This window comes from Myxococcus guangdongensis, assembly GCF_024198255.1.
Classification (GTDB): Bacteria; Myxococcota; Myxococcia; order Myxococcales; family Myxococcaceae; genus Myxococcus; species Myxococcus guangdongensis.
This window is the reverse complement of the sequence record NZ_JAJVKW010000009.1, coordinates 387,154-405,140: the sequence shown is the minus strand read 5'-3', so window position 1 is coordinate 405,140 and position 17,987 is coordinate 387,154. Positions and strand designations below refer to the sequence as shown.

Below are 17,987 nucleotides of genomic sequence, written 5' to 3'. Positions count from 1 at the left end.
ATGCACCGCTCGCGCGCATTCGCTCCCCCGCTGCTGACGTCCCTGCTGCTCGTGGCGACAGCGCCCCTGACCCACGCCTCTTCCACGAACGAAGCGTCGAAACGATCTCCCGCCTCGAGCGGCGCACGGGCCACGTCGACGGCGCAAGCCACGAAGACCCTCCAGCCGATTCAGGTCACCTGGCTCGGCCACGCCGCGTTCGAGGTGCGCTCACCCGGAGGCACCCGCCTGCTCATCGACCCGTGGCTGAAGGAGAACCCGAGCACCCCCACGCAATGGAAGGACCTCGCCCGCTTCGCCCAGGAGAAACCGGCCGCCATCCTGGTGACACACGCCCATGCAGACCACGCCGGTGATGTCCCCGAGCTGGCCCGCGTGACGGGCGCGCTCGTGGTCACCACGGGCGAGCACCTGCGCGCGATGAAGATTCCCGAACCCCAGCAGCACAGCGTCAACGTGGGGGGAAGCTTCCGGGTGGGCGACATCCAGGTGGATGCGGTGCCCGCCATGCACTCGACGGAGCCCGGAGGCAGGCCGCTGGGCTACGTGCTCACCTTCGCGGATGGACGCTCGCTGTATCACACGGGCGACACGTGGCTCTTCGGCGACATGTCGCTCATCCAGGAGCTCTTCCATCCGGACATCCTGTTGCTCGCGGCCGGCGGTGGCAGATGGGCGATGGGGCCGGACGCCGCGGCGCTCGCCGTGCGCAAATACTTCCGCCCGTCGCTCGTCATCCCCATGCACTACGGCACCTTCGAGCCTCTCTCCACCGAGGCCCAGGTCCGCGCCGCGTTCCCAGAAGACCGCCGCGTGCGGTTCCTCACGCCCGGCGAGCAGACCCCCCTCTGACGACACTCACCGCCGAGGCCGCGTGCTCGGGCGACGTCGCGGCTTCGGTGCACCTCGACGCGCCTGGCTCCGGGGACCCCGACGCGCGGGCGGCTTGGCGCCCCCGGGCCCGTCGACACTCGACAGCACCAGGTGTTTCAGCAGCGCGTACACCGGCGTCGGGTCGAACTTCGGATCCAACAGCGCCTGCAGCGCCAGTCCGTCGAAGCACGACTTGATGATGACGGCGTAGTGGTGGTCCAGCGGCTCGGGGCGCGACGCCTCCCCGCCTCGGTACCGCGCCACCGTGCGGGCCACCTCCACGTCCCCTTCCGCCTGGAGCTCCGCGACGGCGGAGGTGAGCTCCGCGTTGCGCAGCCCCAGCGCGAACAGCTCGTAGCGCAGGCGGAACTGCTCGGGTGACGCGCGCAGGTGGCGCTCACCCCACGCGAAGCTCGTGTCCGCCAGCTCCTCCAGCGGCGTCTCGTCCCGCAGCTTCTTGAGCTCCGCCACGTACTGCGCGCTGTGCGCCCGCGTGACGGCGAGCAGCAACGCGTCCTTGCTGCCGAAGTAGTAGTGCACCAGGCCCTGGTTCACCCCGGCCACGCGCGCTACCTCCTTCACCGTCGTCGCGTCGTAGCCCCGCTCCGCCAACACGCGCGAGCTGGCGGCGATGAGCCGCTCCCGGGCATCCGGCTCGCCCGCGAGCGCCGGCTCGGGCTGAGGGGACGACGGCTTCTTCGGGCTGCGTGGACGGGCCATCTGTCTCCCATAGGACGCCACACACCTACCCGCAAGCACCCCGATGCCGGCCGCCCGGTCGCCTTGACATCGCTCGGGCGCCGCCTTAGTTAGTCGTGTAACTAAATTAGTCGAACGACTAAGAGCACGGGAGCACGACATGAAGATCCAGACCCAGGGAGTCCTGACGGGCGTGTTGGCGGCGGCGGTGTTGGCGGGAGCGCCGGCGTGGGCGGATGACGCGGGCGAGCTGATTCCGTCGCGGGAGCGGGAGCGGCGGGGCTCGGTGCTGCTGGAGCTGCAGCCTCCCGCGCTGGACGCGTCCATGTACGGCGTGCGGCTGGACATCTCGCCCAAGTTCGACGGGCGGTTCTCCTTCGGCCTGATGACGCGCGCGGGCCAGTGGGGCAACGCGGTGGGCGTGCGCACGCGCTTCGAGGGGGCGGAGCTGGGCGAGGTGAAGCTCAACTACGCGGTGGGCGCGGACGCGCGCTACACGGTGACGACGTTCGCGAACGGCACGCTGCGGCCCTTCGTCGGGCTGACGGCGGGCTTCGAGGAGTTCGTGGCGCGCGCGGGCAAGGGCCCCTCGCAGAGCGCGAGCACGGCGGCCTTCGTGGAGCCCGCGGTGGGCCTCATGTGGCGGCCGGGCGCGGGGCGGCTGGGCCTGACGGCGCGCGGAGGCCCGGGCTTCACCTTCACGGACGTGCGCACGCTGCGCATCTCGAATGGGGAGCTGAAGCTGCGTCAGGTCTACCCGACAGCGTCACTCGGCCTGCTCGTCGTCCTCTGAGCATCCGACGGCCCAGCGTGTCGGGCGCGTGACAGGCAAGGCCCACCCCGTCGTGCCCACCCCCTGAGTCCCTTCTTCACCGTGGTGAGCTTTCCCATCGGACGGCCCCGCATCCCGGGCGCCGCCCTTCACATCGTCGCTTCCGACGCGTCGCTGGAGTCCCTCTCATGAGGACGTCGTTCCTGGCCCTCACCCTCACTCTGGGGGCCCTGCTCGGGCTCGCCTGCGGGCGCTCCCCTCCTCCTCCCGCGCCTCCCACCGCGGTGCGCATCGCCACCGTGGGCCGCGCCGGGACGACGGCTGATGCGCGCTTCTCCGCGGAGATTCAGCCCGCCACGCGCGTGGACATGGCCTTCAAGGTCGGCGGCTACGTGGAGTCCATCGCGAAGGTGAAGGACGTGGACGGACGCCCCCGCCTCATCCAGGAGGGCGACGCCGTGCGCGAGGGCATGGAGCTGGCCGCGCTGCGCAAGACGGACTACTCGCAGAAGCTCACCGAGGCCCGCGCGGCGCTCTCCCAGGCCCGCGCCGCCGAGGAGCAGGCGCGCATCAACTTCGAGCGCACCACGAAGCTCGTCGCCGCGGAGGTGTCCACGCCCGCGCAGCTCGACGCTGCCCGCACGCAGAAGGACAGCGCCGTCGGCGCCTCGGCCGTCGCCCAGGCCCGCGTGGACGAAGCCCGCACGGCGCTCGAGGACACCCAGCTGCGCTCGCCGCTCTCCGGCGTGGTGCTCAAGCGCGCCGTGGAGGTGGGCGTGCTGGCCGCGCCCGGCACCATCGCCTTCTCCGTGGCGGAGACGCGCAGCGTCCGGGTGGTGTTCGGCGTCCCGGACACGCTGCTGCCCAGCGTCCGCCTCGGCGCGCCCCAGGCCGTCATCACCCAGGCCTTCCCGGGGCAGCGCTTCGAGGGGCGCATCTCCCGCATCGCCCCCTCCGCGGACCCGAAGAGCCGCGTGTTCGCGGTGGAGGTCTCCATCCCCAACGAGGACCAGCGGCTCAAGCCGGGCATGGTGGCCGCGCTGTCGCTGCGTGATGGCGGATCCGCCCGACTCCAGCCGGAGCTGCTCGTGCCGCTGGCCTCCATCGTCCGCGCGCCCGGCAAGCCGGACGGGTTCGCCGTCTTCGTGTTCCAGCAGCAGGACGGCAAGTCACTCGTGCGTGCGCGCGAGGTGGAGCTGGGCGAGTACCTGGGCAACGTCATCCCGGTGCGCAAGGGGCTGGAGGCCGGTGAGCGCATCGTCGTCACCGGCGCCAGCCTCCTGTCGGACGGCGAGGCGGTGGAGGTGATTCCGTGACGCCCGAGCAAGCGGAGCAGGCAGAGCGCGAGCGCGACGAGGCGCTGGTCCGCCACAAGCACAACACCGCGCGCTACTTCACGGAGAAGCGTCAGGTGGCCTGGGTGTTCCTGGCCTTCACGATGGTGTGGGGCGTCTATGGCTACTTCAAGATGCCCAAGGCGAAGGACCCGGTCATCGCCGTGCGCGTCGCGGTGGCCACGTGTCTGTGGCCCGGCGCGGAGGCGGAGAAGATTGAACAGCTGGTCACCCGCCGCATCGAGCAGAAGATCTCCGAGAACGCCAGCGTCGAGAAGATTGAGTCCATCAGTCGCACCAGCCTGTCCGTCGTCTACGTCACCCTGAAGGAAGACGTCGCGGACCGGGCCAAGGAGTTCGACGACATCCAGGGACGGCTCGACACGATTCGCGATTTGCCGAGCGGCGCCGGGCCGGTGCAGTTCCTCAAGGACTTCGGCGACACCGCGACGCTGATGCTCACGGTGGCCAGCCCCCCGGCGAACGATGTGGAGCTGGAGCTGCGCTCGCGGGCCGTCGCCCGAGCCATCGAGGACGTGCGCAAGTCCGCGTCCTCCTCCGCCCCCCGGGCCACAGTGGTGGTGAGCTTCCCACCCTCCATCAACGCGACGTCCATGCAGCGACTGGGGGACCAGGCGCTGCGCTTCTTCGACGAGCTCCCCGAGACAGACGACGCGCGCTTCATCCAGAGCCCCGGCTTCATCGGCGTGGACATGGCCACCTCCCTGGACGACGCCACGCTGCTGCAGCACCTGCGAGCGTTCGCCCAGGACCACCTGAGCCTGTCCGAGCTCCACCCCGACGTGTGGCGCCCCATCATCGTCCGCGACCCGAAGGACGTCCGCGCCCGACTGACGGCGAACGCCGGAGACCGCTACAGCCACCGGCAGCTCGACGACTTCACCGACACGATTCAGCGACACCTGCAGCGGCTGCCCGTCGTCTCGAAGGTCACCCGCACGGGCGTGCTGCCCGAGAAGATCTTCCTGGAGTACTCGCAGGAGCGCCTCGCCTCCTACGGCATCCAGGCGTCGGGGCTCGCAAACCTCATCTCCGCGCGCAACATCACCGCGCCCGGCGGCATCCTGGAGATGGGCGGCAAGAGCATCACCATCGACCCGTCGGGCGAGCTCTCCAGCGAGCGCGAGCTGGGAGACATCGTCGCCACCACCAGCACCAACGGCACGCCGGTGTACCTGCGCGACATGGTGGACGTGCGCCGCGACTACCAGAGCCCGCCGCGCTTCCTGAACTACCTGGACGCGCGCAACGCCCAGGGCGAGTTCGTCCGCAACCGCGCCATCACCCTCGCCGTCAACATGCGCCCGGGCGAGCAGATCGACGCCTTCGGGCACAGCGTGAGCGAGGAGCTGGCGCACGTCCAACGGCTGCTGCCCGAGGACCTGGTCATCCGCCGCACGTCGGACCAGCCGCTCCAGGTGAAGGAGAACGTGGACCTGTTCATGTCCTCGCTCTACGAGGCCATCATCCTGGTGGTGCTCGTCGCGCTCATCGGCTTCTGGGAGTGGCGGACGGCGCTGCTGTTGGCCCTGTCCATCCCCATCACCCTGGCGATGACCTTCGGGCTGATGCACGTCTTCGGCGTGGACCTGCAGCAGATCTCCATCGCGTCGCTCATCATCGCGCTGGGCCTGCTGGTGGATGACCCCGTCGTGGCCAGCGACGCCATCAAGCGCTCCCTCTCGATGGGATGGAAGCCGCGCATCGCCGCGTGGCTCGGGCCCACGAAGCTGGCCACCGCCATCCTCTTCGCCACCCTCACCAACATCGCCGCCTACCTGCCCTTCCTCTCGTTGCCGGGAGACACGGGCAAGTTCATCCGCACGCTGCCCATCGTCCTCACGCTGTCCCTGGTCGCCTCGCGCGTTGTCTCCATGACGTTCATCCCGCTGCTGGGCTCCGCCATCCTCCGCGCCCCCGCGTCCGAGGTGCCCGCGTCGGAGAGGAAGACCACCGGCTTCGCGCGGCGCTACCAACAGGTCGTCGGCTGGGCCATCGACCATCGCCTGTTCGTGGTCGGCGTGGCGCTGCTCGTGCTCATCGCGGGAGGACTCGTGGGCACCCGCGTCCGCTCCGCGTTCTTCCCCAAGGACCTGTCCTACCTGTCCTATGTGGACGTCTGGCTGCCCGAGGACGCCACCCTCACCGCGACGCGAGACACCGCCAGGGACGCCACCCGCATCCTCCAGGAGGTGGCCGAGGAGTACGGCAAGGCCCACCCGAGCGACGGCAAGCCGCGCCAGGTGCTCGAGTCGGTGACGGAGTTCATCGGCGGCGGCGGTCCCCGCTTCTGGTTCTCCGTGGCGCCGGAGCTCCAGCAGCTCAACTACGCGCAGCTGGTCATCCAGGTCCGCGACAAGGAGGACACCCGCCTGCTGGTGCCCCTGTTCCAGGACGCGCTGTCACGCCGCATCGCCGGGGCGCGCATCGACGTGCGGGAGCTGGAGACGGGCAAGCCCGTGGGCATCCCCGTGTCCATCCGCGTGTCGGGCGAGGACATCTCCGTGCTGCGCGACATCGCGGAGCAGGCCAAGGCCATCTTCCGCTCCGTCCCCGGCACCGCGCGCACGCGCGACGACTGGGGCAGCGACACGTTCTCCGTGAAGCTGGAGGTGGACCCGGACCGGGCCAACCTCGCGGGCGTCACCAACCTGGACGTGGCCACGTCCTCCGCCTCCGCGATGAACGGCATGACGGTGGGCCAGCTGCGCGAGGGCATCCATCAAATCGACATCGTGGCCCGGCTCCGCGCCGAGGAGCGCGCCCAGCTGGGCGACATCGAGAACCTGTACATCAGCTCGCGCAGCGGGCCCCAGAAGGTGCCCCTGCGGCAGGTCTCCCGCGTCGCCTACTCGCTCCAGACGGAGAAGATCCGCCGCCGCAACCAGTTCCGCACCATCACCATCGCCACGTTCCCGCAGCAGGGCGTGCTCCCGTCGGAGGTGCTGAAGGAGGCCCGACCGAAGCTCGACGCGCTCCAGCAGCGCCTGCCCATCGGCTACACGCTGGAGATTGGCGGCGAGGCGGAGGAGCAGAAGAAGAGCTTCGCCAGCATGGTCGTCGTGCTCGGCATGCTCATCGTCGCCATCTACGTGGCGCTCGTCATCCAGTTCAAGAACGCCGTCAAGCCGCTGGTCGTATTCGCGGCCCTCCCCTTCGGCGCGGCGGCGGCACTGGTGTCGCTGGTCATCATGGGCGCGCCGTTCAGCTTCATGGCCTTCCTGGGCATCATCAGCCTGATGGGCGTCATCGTCAGCCACATCATCGTGCTCTTCGACTACATCGAGGAGGCGCACGAGCGCGGCGAGTCCCTGCGCGAATCCCTGCTCGACGCGGGGCTCCACCGCCTGCGGCCCGTGCTGGTGACGGTGGGAGCCACCGTGCTGGGGCTCATCCCCCTGGCGCTGCACGGTGGCCCCCTGTGGCAACCGCTCTGCTACGCGCAGATAGGCGGCCTCACCGTGGCCACGGTGCTCACCCTGCTGCTCGTCCCCGTGCTCTACACGCTGTTCGTGAAGGACCTGCGCTGGATTCATTGGGAGAAGCACTGAAGCGGGCGGAGGAGCGGACGCTGACGCGGCGTTGGTCAACGACAGGACGAGACTCCAGGTTCGTGGATGGAGGTTTCATCGCGCCCTCTGGAAAGGGTGCTCGGCTGGCTGGTCCCGCTCGTGTGCACGTTCACCGTCCTGGTGTCGGCCACGGTGCTGGTGGGCTGGGCGATGGCCAGCGAGCGGCTCACCCGCGTGGTCTTCCTCCCGGGAGCCGGGGTGATGATGCCCATCACCGCCGTGAGTCTGCTCACCACCGGCTGCGCGCTGTGGCTGCTGAGGAGCAAGCCGGGTAAGCGCCTGGCGCGAGGCGTGGGCCTGGCGCTGGCGCTGCTCGTGGTGGGGCTGGGCGGGCTGGTGCTGCTCGAGTACGGGATGCAGCGAAGCTTCGGCATCGACCAACTGCTCTTCGCGAGCACAGTCGACGGCCTGGCGCCCCGGCTCCCGGGACGCCCATCTCCGCTGACGGCGATGAGCTTGATGATGCTCGGGTTCGCGCTGCTGCTGCTGCACGTCCGGACCCGCTCGGGATGGCATCCGGCCCGTCCGCTCGCCTTGTTCGTCGCGCTCATCGCCACGCAGGCCCTCATCGGCTACGCGTACCTGGAGGAAGCGCCGCTGACGGCGTTCATCGGGCTCCGGGCCTTCGGGCGCTACACGCCCATGGCGCTGCACTCGGCGCTGCTGTTCCTGCTGCTCTCGGTGGGAATCCTCTCCGTGCATCCCCGGCATGGGCTGATGGGCGTGTTGCTGCGGAACGACGCCGGCGGACTCATGGCGCGCAGGCTGCTGCCCGCGGTCATCGTCCTGCCACTGCTCGTGTGGGGACTGCACCTGCTCATCGAGGAGCTCGGCTATCGCGGCGGTCCGTTCGGCAACTCCGTCTTCGCGCTCGTCACGGTGCTCGCCTTCGTGCTCCTGCTGGCTCGCAACGCGAATGCCCTGTCCCGGCTGGACGCGCGTCAGCGCGAGGTGGCGCAGTCCCTGCGCATCTCCGAGGCGCGCCTCGCCGGCATCGTCAACAACGCGGCGGACGCCATCATCGCCATCGACGAACAACGCGACATCACCCTGTTCAACACCGGCGCCGAGCGCATCTTCGGCTACGCGGCGGGCGAGGTCCTGGGCAAGCCGATGGATTTGTTGCTGAACGGGCCGCTCGAACTCCCGTCCCCCGCGGCCCTGGGGACGGTCCGCTCCGACGACGAGCGCTGGCGCCTGTCCGGCCGTCGCAAGAATGGAGAGGTGTTCCCCGCGGAGGCCACGCTCGCCGACGTGCGCGTGGACGACGTGGCGTTCAGGGCCGTCATCCTCCGAGACATGAGCGCGCGGGTTCGAGCCGAGGAGGCCCGTCGCAACCGGGAGGCGTTGTTCCGCACCGCCTTCGACCATGCCCCCATCGGCATGTCCCTGGTCGGCCTGGACGGACACTTCCTGAACGTGAACGAGGCGCTGGGGCAGATGCTCGGGTACTCGCGCGAGGAGATGTGCGCGGTGACGTTCCAGGACCTCACGCACCCGGAGGACCTGGAGGGGGACCTGTTCCAGGTACGACGACTGCTGGAGGGTGAGCGAGGGATGTATCAACTCGAGAAGCGCTACCGCCACAAGCTGGGCCACTCGGTGTTCGTCCTGCTCACGGCGTCGCTCGTCCGCGACTCGCGAGGGGAGCCGCTGCACTTCATCTCCCAGGTGCAGGACATCTCCGAGCGCAAGCGACAGGAGCGCGACCAGCACCTGCTCGCGGAGGCCGGGCCGCGGCTCGCCAGCTCGCTGGACCTGGGGACCACGGTCACCACGGTGTCGCGGCTGCTCGTCCCCACGCTGGCGGACTTCTGCATCGTGACGATGATCGACGAGCGCGGGAAGGTCCAACACCGCGAGTGCCTCGCCTCCACGCAGGAGAAGACGCAACTGATGGAGGAGCTGTTCGGCGCGTATCCGCAGGCCCACCTGCGCCGTGGACATGCGCTGACGGAGGTCTTCATGAGCGGCCAGTCGCTGCTGCTGGAGGACGTCCCCGAGTCGCTGCTGGAGAGCACCGCGGAGGATGCCCGGCACCTGGACCTGCTGCGACGGCTCGCGCCCTCCTCCATCATCGTGGTGCCCTTGAGCGCGCGCGGGCACACGGTGGGCGTCGTCGCGCTGGGCACCTCCGAGTCCGGGCGGAGCTATGGGCCTCGGGACCTGACGCTCTGCGAGGAACTGGCGCGGCGCGCGGCGCTGGCCCTGGACAACGCGCGCCTGCACGCGCGCTCGGAAGAGGCCACGCACCTCCGCGACGAGGTGCTGCGCATCGTGGCCCATGACCTGCGCGCGCCCCTGAATGTCATCTCCCTGAGCGCGGGGACCATGATGAAGCGCTCGCCGTCGGAGCGGGCGGCGGATTCACGTCCCCTGAACTCCATCCAGAAGGCGGTCACCCGGGCGACGGCGCTCATCGAGGACCTGCTGGACGTGGCGCGGATGCAGGGCGGTGGCCTCACCGTGGACCGCCGACCGGAGTCGACGGTGGCGCTGCTCACGGAGGCCTTGGAGCTGCATCGCGCGCTGGCCGAGGCCCAGTCCATCCAGCTCCAGCTGGACGTCAGCCCCGACACGCCGGACCTGTTCGTGGACAGGGACCGGGTGCTGCAGCTGTTCTCCAACCTGATTGGCAACGCGCTCAAGTTCACGCCCATGGGCGGCAGCATCATCCTGCGCGCGAGCCCCTGGGGAGAGATGGTGCGGTGCTCGGTGAGCGACACGGGCTCGGGGATCCTCCCCGAGGACCAGCACCACCTGTTCGAGCCGTTCTGGCAGGCCCGGAGCCGCGCGAAGGAAGGCGCGGGCCTGGGGCTCACCATCGTCAAGGGCATCACCGAGGCCCATGGCGGCCGGGTCTGGGTGGACAGCCAGCCGGGCCTGGGCACCACGTTCTACTGCTCGCTGCCCGCCGCGCACTCGGCGGACAGCTCCCTCACCTGGCACGTCTGAGGCCGCGCGGGCCTCGCGCTCAATGCGACGCGGGCGTGGACCCGTCGTGGCCCGGAGCGTGACGCGGGCCGCGCTCCCGGGGCCCCGGGATTTCGGGGGCCGGCGTGCTCGCGGCGCGCTCCAGCGCGTCCTCCGTGAAGACGCTCAACCCGAGCTCCGGCCGGTAGCCGTGGACCTCCTTCACGTCCAGCTTCCGCATGAACTCCACGATGCCCGGGCTCACCTCCTGCCCCGGCACGAGGATGGGGAAGCCCGGCGGATACGGCACCACGAAGCGCGTGGACACCAGTCGCCGCCCCGAGTCCAACACCTGCGCGGCCTCCGGCAACGTCACGAACTCCGCGTTCTCCTCGCGGTACGCCAGGAAGAAGGCGCTGCGCGAATCACCCTCCCCCACTCCGCCCGAGGGCTGGAACGCCGGATGGAACCCGCTGAAGTCCGGCAGCGGCGGCAGCTCCTCGGTGATGGCGCGCACCTTCGCGTCGAACAGCCTGCGCTCCGCGCCCGTCGCCTGCGCCAGCATCGTCTCCAGTCGCTCCGCCTCGTGCCGGAGCCCGTCCAAGAGGAACGACAGCGAGCCCCACGTCACGCCAATCGTCGCGTTCATCAACACCGTGTTGATGGACGTGTGGTTCACCTGGATGCCCAGCCGCTCCATCAACACCTTGCCCCGGAACTCGAACCCGTTGCGGCCCGTGAGCGCGGTGAAGAGCGTCAGGCGCGTCGGGTCCAGCACGAACTCGTCCTGCGCCCACGCCCGGGTCATCTCGTCCACGCCCGCCGAGCCCGGCCCCACGTATCGGTTCAACCCCGAGCTCCTGAACACCTCCGGCACCATCTGGTCCGCGTCCAAGAGCCGCAGGTACCGATGCAGCAACGGGTCCTCGCGCAGCCGCTCGCGCATGCGCATCGCCAGTTGGTAGGCCTCCTTCACCATCGCGAAGCCCTCCAGGTCCATCTGCCGGCGCGCCAGGTCCAGCGACGCCACGAGCTGGTGGTTGGGCGACGTGGTGATGTGCGTGAAGTACGCCTCCGTCAGCGGTGCGGCCGCGCGCCGCTCGAAGTCCTCGTCCCAGACGTGCAGCATCGAGGCCTGACGGAACGCCGACAGCGACTTGTGCGTGGACTGCGTCGCGTACACGCGCACGCGCACCTTGTCCGGGTCCGGCAGCAGCCGCTCCTCCAGCGCCCGGCCTCCCGCCACCGCGTCCCCGTCTGCGCGTCGGGCACGCCACGCGCGATACTCCTCGCGGTACGCGCGACTGCGCAGCCGCTCCGCCAGCTTCTGCGCGGCCCGCATCGCCGTGCGTTGACGCGCCAGCGGCATGAACGTGGCGTAGGCGAACCACGCCTCGTCCCAGAGGAACGCCAGGTCCGGCTTGATGGCCAGCAGCTCCTCCATCACCCGCTCCGGGTGGTAGACGAGCCCGTCGAAGGTGCAGTTGGTCAGCACCACCAGCTTCACCCGGTCCAACCGCCCCGCGGACTTCAGCTCCAGGAGCTTCGCCTTCAGCGTGCTCAGCGCCACGCCGCCGTACATCGCGAACTCCCGCACCGGATACGCATCCAGGTACACCGTGTGCGCGCCCGCCAGCACCAGCCCGTAGTGGTGCGACTTGTGGCAGTTGCGGTCGATGAGCACCACGTCACCGGGCTGGAGCAGCGTCTGGTGGACGATCTTGTTCGCCGTCGACGTGCCGTTGGTGACGAAGAACGTCTGCTTCGCGCCGAACGTCTTCGCCGCCATCTCCTGGGCCTGCTTGATGGACCCCGTCGGCTCCAGCAGGGAGTCCAGCCCCCCCGCGGTGGAGGACGACTCCGCCATGAACAGGTTGGGCCCGTAGAACTCCCCCATGTCCCGCAGCCAGCGCGAGTTGAACACCGAGTGCCCCCGGGCAATCGGCAGCGCGTGGAAGTTGCCGATGGGCCGCGAGGCGTAGTGCTTGAGCGCGTCGAAGAACGGCGTCCGGTAGCGCTCGCGGACCCCGTCCACCACGGTGACGTTCAGCTCGTGCGCGGACTCGTACCGGTAGAAGACGCGGTCGAACAGGCGCTCGGTGTGCATCTCCCGCCCCACCAGCGACTCGTCGGTGACGAGGTAGACGTTGAGGTGCGGACGCAGGCGGCGCACCCAACGCGCCACCACGAGGGCCGCCTCGTCACCGTTGCGCTCCGCCTCCGCCAGCATGGGCTCCAGCATGGAGCGCAGCTGCTTCACCGGTGAGCGCGAGCGCAGCGGCAGGTCCTGCCGCACGACACACGCCTGCACGTCGTCGTTGACGAGCACCGCCACCAGCGCGTCCTCCACCGAGCGGACCTGGAGCAGCTCGTAGAGGAACTGATGCTCTCCGCGCTGCGCCTCGAGCATCCCGCGGTGGACGCGGTCGAAGTCCTCCGCCGCCATGTCGTCCACCACCAGCGTGGTGAAGTAGTGCGAGTCCTCCGGCACCGACGCGCGCAGGCCCTCCGTCCGCGTGAGCAGGCAGGCGCGGTCGCGATGCAGGCTCAACAGCCCCACCAGCCGACGCACCTCCTCGGCCAGCTCCTCCACGTCGTGTCGACGCGCCATCTCCGCCAGCTTCAGCAGCCGGGCCTCGCCCGGGAACACGAAGAGCCGCTCGATGGGGTGCACCTCCGCGAAGAGCGAGAGCACCTGCTCCATGTGCTCGGAGGCCCCGTGCCCCTCGGCGTGCCGCGCCTCCAGCCGCGTCACCTCCTCGCGCAGCCGGTTCCACACGTCAAGTCGGACCTGCTCGGGATTGAAGACCGCGGACAACAGGTGTGCCTGGACACCGGACTCCAGCGAGGTCAGGGGCTCCGCCATGGCGGTACCTCCTCCTTTCGTCAGCGGGCACCGGCGGAGCGCCGTGCGACACGACGTCGGACAAGGTAGGGGCCACGTCATCGACGCGAAGCCCGGACGGCGGGGAGGGCTCCTCCACGCACGCGTGGACGCGAGGGCCTCTTCGCTCGTGCGCTCCCGGCGTTGCCGCGCGGCCGGGTGGCCCCCACTCCTCAACCACCGAAGCCGACGCGCCTGCTGTTGCGCTCGCGGGTGCTCTCGTCGCTGGGAGGAGATGACATGAAGCTCGCAAGCCGCGGTCGCAGAAGCTGGTTGCTCTCCACATGCCTGCTGGCCCTCGCGGGCCCCGGTGTCGCGCTGGGCGCCGCGCCCAAGTCCAGGCCGGCCGCGTCTCCGACGACCGCTCGCCCCTCCCCGGGAGACGAGGCGATGCCGTCCGAGACGGACATCCAGCAGGCCCTCCAGAAGGCCCACAAGCAGTTCCGCGGGACGAAGGAGGGAAAGAACGCGGACTACATCCCGTACCTGGCCAAGGTGGACTCCAACCTCTTCGGCCTCGCGCTCGTCACCGTCGACGGGAAGATCTACACCGCCGGCGACGCCGCCTCGCCCTTCCCCATCGAGTCGCTCTCCAAGCCCTTCACGCTGGCGCGACTGATGGAGGAGGTGGGCGCGAAGAAGGTCGAGGACAAGATTGGCGTGGACGCCACCGGGCAGCCTTTCAACTCCATCGTCGCCATCGAGATGAACGAGGACCACCGCGCCGGCAATCCGCTGGTCAACGCGGGCGCCATCACCTCGGTGAGCATGATTCCCGCGAAGACGCCCGACGAGCGCTGGAAGAAGATCAACGACAACTTCAACTCCTTCGCGGGCGAGCCGCTCTCGGTGAATGAAGAAGTCTACAAGTCGGAGACGGACACCAACACCCGCAACCAGTCCATCTCCGCGCTGCTGGAGTCCTATGACGTCCTCGGCTCTCCGCGCGAGCAGGCGCTCGACATCTACACGCGGCAGTGCTCGGTCAACGTCACGGCCCGGCAGCTCGCCACCATGGGGGCCACGCTCGCCAATGGCGGCATCAACCCCGTCACGGGCGAGCGGGTCATCAGCCCGGACACCGCGCGGCGCACCCTGGCGCTGATGGCCACCAATGGTCTGTATGAGAACACCGGCGAGTGGCTCTATCAGGCGGGCGTCCCCGCCAAGAGCGGCGTGGGCGGTGGCATCGTCGCGGTGGTGCCGGGCCGCTATGCCATCGCGGCCTTCTCACCCCCGCTCGACAAGGCGGGCAACAGCGTGCGCGCCCAGCGCGCCATCACCCAGGTGGTGAACTCACTGGGTGACAACCTGTATGCCGCCACGCCGGGCGGCGAGGGCAAGCAGGGCATCGGTGGCTCGGGCCACGATGGCGCGGAGCAGAAGAAGACGCCTCCCTCACCGTAGATGGCCGTAGCCGCGATTCGAGGGCGCCTCTTCCCATCGCGTGGGAGGGGCGCCTTCTCGCGTGTCGCTCTCGAGCATCCCCTCCCACGAGGACGAGGCCGCTGTCCGTCAGCCATCGCCGCCCCTCGCCCGCCGTCGGCTCGCGGATAGCGCGCGTCGCTCCCGACTGGCGCGCTCCACACGCATGCCCACCGTGCCGCTCGGCCCCTCGCGAGTCGTCTCGCCCGGGGCCGCGCTCATTCGAGGGAACAGGGCATGCGCTGGATACGAGTGGCGGCGGTGGTGGCGGGCGTGGGCAGCGGGCTGCTCGCGCCGACGCAGAGCCACGCGCAGGACGAGAAGAAGGACGACGACAAGCCCACCATCACCGGCGGCTACGACGAGAAGAACGGCTTCCACATCCAGTCCGAGGATGGGAACTACCTGCTCGGCATCGGGCTGCAGGCCGGCTACAAGCTCGAGCCCGTCTATCTGGATGGCAAGGCCGAGTCCCGCACGGCCTTCTCGTTCCTGCGCCCCATCATGCGCGGCAACATCTTCCGTCCCTGGATCCGCTTCTGGACGTCGCTGGAGCTGGCGGACCCGCCGCTGTACCTGCTCGACTCGCTGGTGGAGATTCAACCCTGGGACGCGCTGGGCGTGCGCGCGGGCCAGCAGTACACCCCGCTGAGCCGTCACGAGTCCTGGGGGCCGCAGCAGATCCTCTTCCCCGAGTTCTCCACCATCGCCAACTACTACTGGACGGGTCGCGACAAGGGCGTGACGCTCTTCGGGACCATGGACCGGCTGGAGTACTACGTCGGCATCTACGGTGGCTCGCCGCTGCGCAGCGTCCGCTCCGAGTCCGATAAGTATCAGCTCAACGCGCGCGCCACGTTCTCCCCCATGGGCAAGCCCGGCTACGGCGAGCTGCCGTACATCATGTCCGGCGACAAGGAGCCGCCTCCGCTCAACGTGTCCTTCACCCTGCAAGGCGCCGGCGGCGATGTCTCCCAGGTGAAGGAGAACTTCAACCCGGAGTCCGGCGTCTTCGAAATCCTGCGCGAGGGCGAGCGCCGCTTCGTGACCGGCGGCGTGGACCTGTTCGTCCAGGCGCGGCGGTTCAGCTTCTTCGGCGAGGCGTACATCAGTCGCGTCGACCCGATGAACAGCGCGCGCAACTACTCGAGCTTCGGCGCGTGGGTGCAGGCCGACTACGTCATCTACAAGAAGACCGTGGATGTGGGCGTGCGCCTGAGCTACCTCAACCCGAGCTTCGACCTGGACGACGACCTGCTCTACATCGGCGAGGCCCAGCTCGCCTGGTTCGTCAACGCGCCTCACCTGGCGTTCAAGCTGCGCTACCAGATTGCCCACCAGGAAGCCGCCAACGGCGCCGAGGACGCTGGCGTCGTGATTCCCAAGGACCCGGGCACCTCGCAGCTCATCACCTTGCAGCTCAACCTGGCGTTCTAGCGCCACCGTCTGGCGGGCATCCTGGCGGCGCTTGCGTTATGCCTGCCGACGGCAAGGAGACGCCGCCGCCATGCTCCCCATCGACCACGCCCAGCTCTCGCGCCTGGACCTCAACCTGCTCGTGGCCTTCGACGCGCTGATGCGCGAGCGCCACGTCACCCGCGCCGCCCACCGCATCGGCCTGGGACAGCCGGCGATGAGTCACCACCTGGCGAGGCTGCGCGAGCTGCTCGGCGACGAGCTCTTCACCCGCGCGCCCACTGGCGTCGTGCCCACGCCCCACGCCCTGATGCTCGCCGAGCCCGTGCGCACCGCGCTCGCGTGTCTGCAGGGCGTCCTCACCCAGCGCCCCTTCGACCCCGCCACCCAGGAGCGCCACTTCAAGGTGAGCCTGTCGGACGGCCTGGAGTCCTCGCTGGTGCCCGCCTTCCTCTCGCTCGCCGCGAGCGAGGCGCCCGGCGTCACGCTCTCGCTGTCGCCCCTCCAGGAGTCCCTGGGCCTGTCGCTGCTGGATGATGGCGCGCTGGACCTGCTCGTGGGCCCGCCGCTGGAGCAGGCCCCGCACCACAAGCTGCGCCAGTTCTGCGCGGGCGGCTACCGCGTGGTGTTCGACCCCGACGTCGTGGACGTGGACCTGCCGCTGTCCCTGGAGGACTTCCTGTCCATTCCGCACGTGCGGGTGTCGCGGCGGGCGGACTCGAGCGACGTCGTGGACGATGCGCTGGCCCGGCTCCGCTTGAAGCGCCGCGTCGCCGTGCAGACGGCGCACTCGCTCAGCGTGCCGCACCTGCTGCGTGGTTCACGACTGCTCGCCGTGCTCCCGCGCCGCGCGGCCCTGGCCAGCGCCCAGGCCTTCGGCCTGAGCATCAGCGAGCCACCCCTGCCCCTCACCGCGGACGCCATCGTGATGCGCTGGCACGCGTCGCGCGACGCGGACCCCGGACACCGCTGGCTGCGCGAGACGATGTTCCGCGCCGCCACGCAGAGCGGTGAGGAGAACTCCGCCCCGCACGTCACGGCCAGGACGCCGCCGCGCCGTCGTCGCTCCCGTCAGAAGGTCGCGATGGGGTTGACGGGAGAGCCCGTGCCGCCCTCCACCGCCAGGGGCGCCACGCTCAAGAGGAAGTCGTAGCGCCCTCGCGACGCGGCCGCCTTCGCGAGCGCCTCCGGGTCCGCGTTGTCGATGACGTGGACGCCCAGTGTGTTGATAAGCAGCACGTGCACCGGCACCAGCATCCCCTCCACGCCCGAGGGGATGACGTCCAGGCCCACGTCCGTCGCCACGACGGCCACTCCGCGCGCCGCGAGCCACTCCACGCTCGACGCATGCAACCCTGGTGAGCTCGACGACACGTCCCACGCCCCCACCGCCGCGCGCCGCGCCCACCGCCCCGTGCGCACGATGACCGCGTCCCCGCTCGTCACCTTCACCTTCGTCTTGCGCTCCCACGCCTCCAGGTCCGAGGCATGGATGGGCGTCCCCGGCTCCAGGTACGGCACGCCCTTGAACGCGGCCATGTCGATGAGCACCCCGCGCGTCAGCAGACCGTCCCGCACCGCGTTCACCGACAGCACCGAGCACCCGCGCGCATCCACTCGCGACTGCGGATGGCCGTTGTACGTGCGGCCCTCGTCGAACATGTGGCAGAGCGCGTCCAGGTGCGTGTGGGACCACCCGTGGAAGCCCAGGCCCAGCCGGTCCGCGCTGTACGTGGCGTCGGGCGCCCCGCCGTGGAACAGCATCTGGTGCTCCAGCGGCGACGGGACATCGGCGGCCTCGCGCGTCTCCAGCGTGTGAGCCAGCGACACGGACACGCCCTCTCGCACGAGCTTCGCGGCCTCGCGGCGCTTCGCGGGCGTGATGAGGTTCGCCGTGCCCAGCTGGTCCTTGTCTCCCCACCGCCCCCAGTTGCGGTGCTCCTTCTTCCAGGCCTGGATGGCCTCGGGGCTCGACAGCCCCTTCGCTCCGGACGGAGGCTCGGCCGCCAGCGCGCTGAGCGCCCCCCACCCCACGCTCGCGATGACCAGGCCCTGGATGACGCGCTTGAACATGTGCA

General features: G+C 69.9%; 11 protein-coding genes. 8 read left to right on the top strand and 3 right to left on the bottom strand.

The features are described 5' to 3' along the window. Positions 1 to 852, top strand: coding sequence for a metal-dependent hydrolase (locus tag LXT21_RS27585; RefSeq protein WP_254041172.1), 852 nt, complete (start codon positions 1 to 3; stop codon positions 850 to 852). A gap of 6 nt (positions 853 to 858) precedes the next feature. On the opposite strand, the gene LXT21_RS27580 is transcribed toward LXT21_RS27585, so the two are convergent. Continuing rightward, the gene (locus tag LXT21_RS27580; protein ID WP_254041171.1) at positions 859 to 1,593 is read right to left on the bottom strand and encodes a TetR/AcrR family transcriptional regulator; all 735 of its coding nucleotides are present in this window, start codon (positions 1,591 to 1,593) and stop codon (positions 859 to 861) included. Positions 1,594 to 1,732: 139 nt separating this feature from the next. Between LXT21_RS27580 and LXT21_RS27575 the strand changes: the two genes are divergently transcribed. The 4 genes from LXT21_RS27575 to LXT21_RS27560 all read left to right on the top strand — a co-directional run bounded on the left by LXT21_RS27575 (position 1,733) and on the right by LXT21_RS27560 (position 10,226). Continuing rightward, complete coding sequence (locus LXT21_RS27575) at positions 1,733 to 2,365, top strand: hypothetical protein (RefSeq protein WP_254041170.1); 633 nt, start codon at positions 1,733 to 1,735, stop codon at positions 2,363 to 2,365. A 167-nt stretch (positions 2,366 to 2,532) separates the two neighbouring features. Next, positions 2,533 to 3,660, top strand: coding sequence for an efflux RND transporter periplasmic adaptor subunit (locus LXT21_RS27570; RefSeq protein WP_254041169.1), 1,128 nt, complete (start codon positions 2,533 to 2,535; stop codon positions 3,658 to 3,660). Continuing rightward, positions 3,657 to 7,250: an efflux RND transporter permease subunit gene (locus tag LXT21_RS27565; protein ID WP_254041168.1), complete on the top strand. Its 3,594-nt coding sequence runs from the start codon at positions 3,657 to 3,659 to the stop codon at positions 7,248 to 7,250. The genes LXT21_RS27570 and LXT21_RS27565 overlap by 4 nt, the downstream gene beginning before the upstream one ends. Before the next feature lie 96 nt (positions 7,251 to 7,346). After that, positions 7,347 to 10,226: a sensor histidine kinase gene (locus tag LXT21_RS27560; protein WP_254041167.1), complete on the top strand. Its 2,880-nt coding sequence runs from the start codon at positions 7,347 to 7,349 to the stop codon at positions 10,224 to 10,226. Between the two features lie 19 nt (positions 10,227 to 10,245). On the opposite strand, the gene LXT21_RS27555 is transcribed toward LXT21_RS27560, so the two are convergent. Continuing rightward, positions 10,246 to 13,050 (bottom strand): aminotransferase class I/II-fold pyridoxal phosphate-dependent enzyme, encoded by a 2,805-nt coding sequence (locus tag LXT21_RS27555; RefSeq protein ID WP_254041166.1) that lies wholly within the window; start codon positions 13,048 to 13,050, stop codon positions 10,246 to 10,248. A gap of 258 nt (positions 13,051 to 13,308) precedes the next feature. On the opposite strand from LXT21_RS27555, the gene glsA reads away from it, so the two are divergent. The 3 genes from glsA (at position 13,309) to LXT21_RS27540 (ending at position 17,062) form a co-directional block, all read left to right on the top strand. Then, positions 13,309 to 14,475 (top strand): glutaminase A, encoded by a 1,167-nt coding sequence (glsA, locus tag LXT21_RS27550; protein WP_254041165.1) that lies wholly within the window; start codon positions 13,309 to 13,311, stop codon positions 14,473 to 14,475. 255 nt (positions 14,476 to 14,730) lie between these two features. Continuing rightward, positions 14,731 to 15,930, top strand: a complete 1,200-nt coding sequence (locus LXT21_RS27545) for a porin (RefSeq protein ID WP_254041164.1) — start codon at positions 14,731 to 14,733, stop codon at positions 15,928 to 15,930. A 70-nt stretch (positions 15,931 to 16,000) separates the two neighbouring features. Next, positions 16,001 to 17,062: a LysR family transcriptional regulator gene (locus LXT21_RS27540; RefSeq protein WP_254041163.1), complete on the top strand. Its 1,062-nt coding sequence runs from the start codon at positions 16,001 to 16,003 to the stop codon at positions 17,060 to 17,062. On the opposite strand, the gene LXT21_RS27535 is transcribed toward LXT21_RS27540, so the two are convergent. Further along, positions 16,981 to 17,982 (bottom strand): cyclase family protein, encoded by a 1,002-nt coding sequence (locus LXT21_RS27535; protein WP_254041162.1) that lies wholly within the window; start codon positions 17,980 to 17,982, stop codon positions 16,981 to 16,983. The genes LXT21_RS27540 and LXT21_RS27535 overlap by 82 nt on opposite strands. Positions 17,983 to 17,987: the final 5 nt, after the last annotated feature.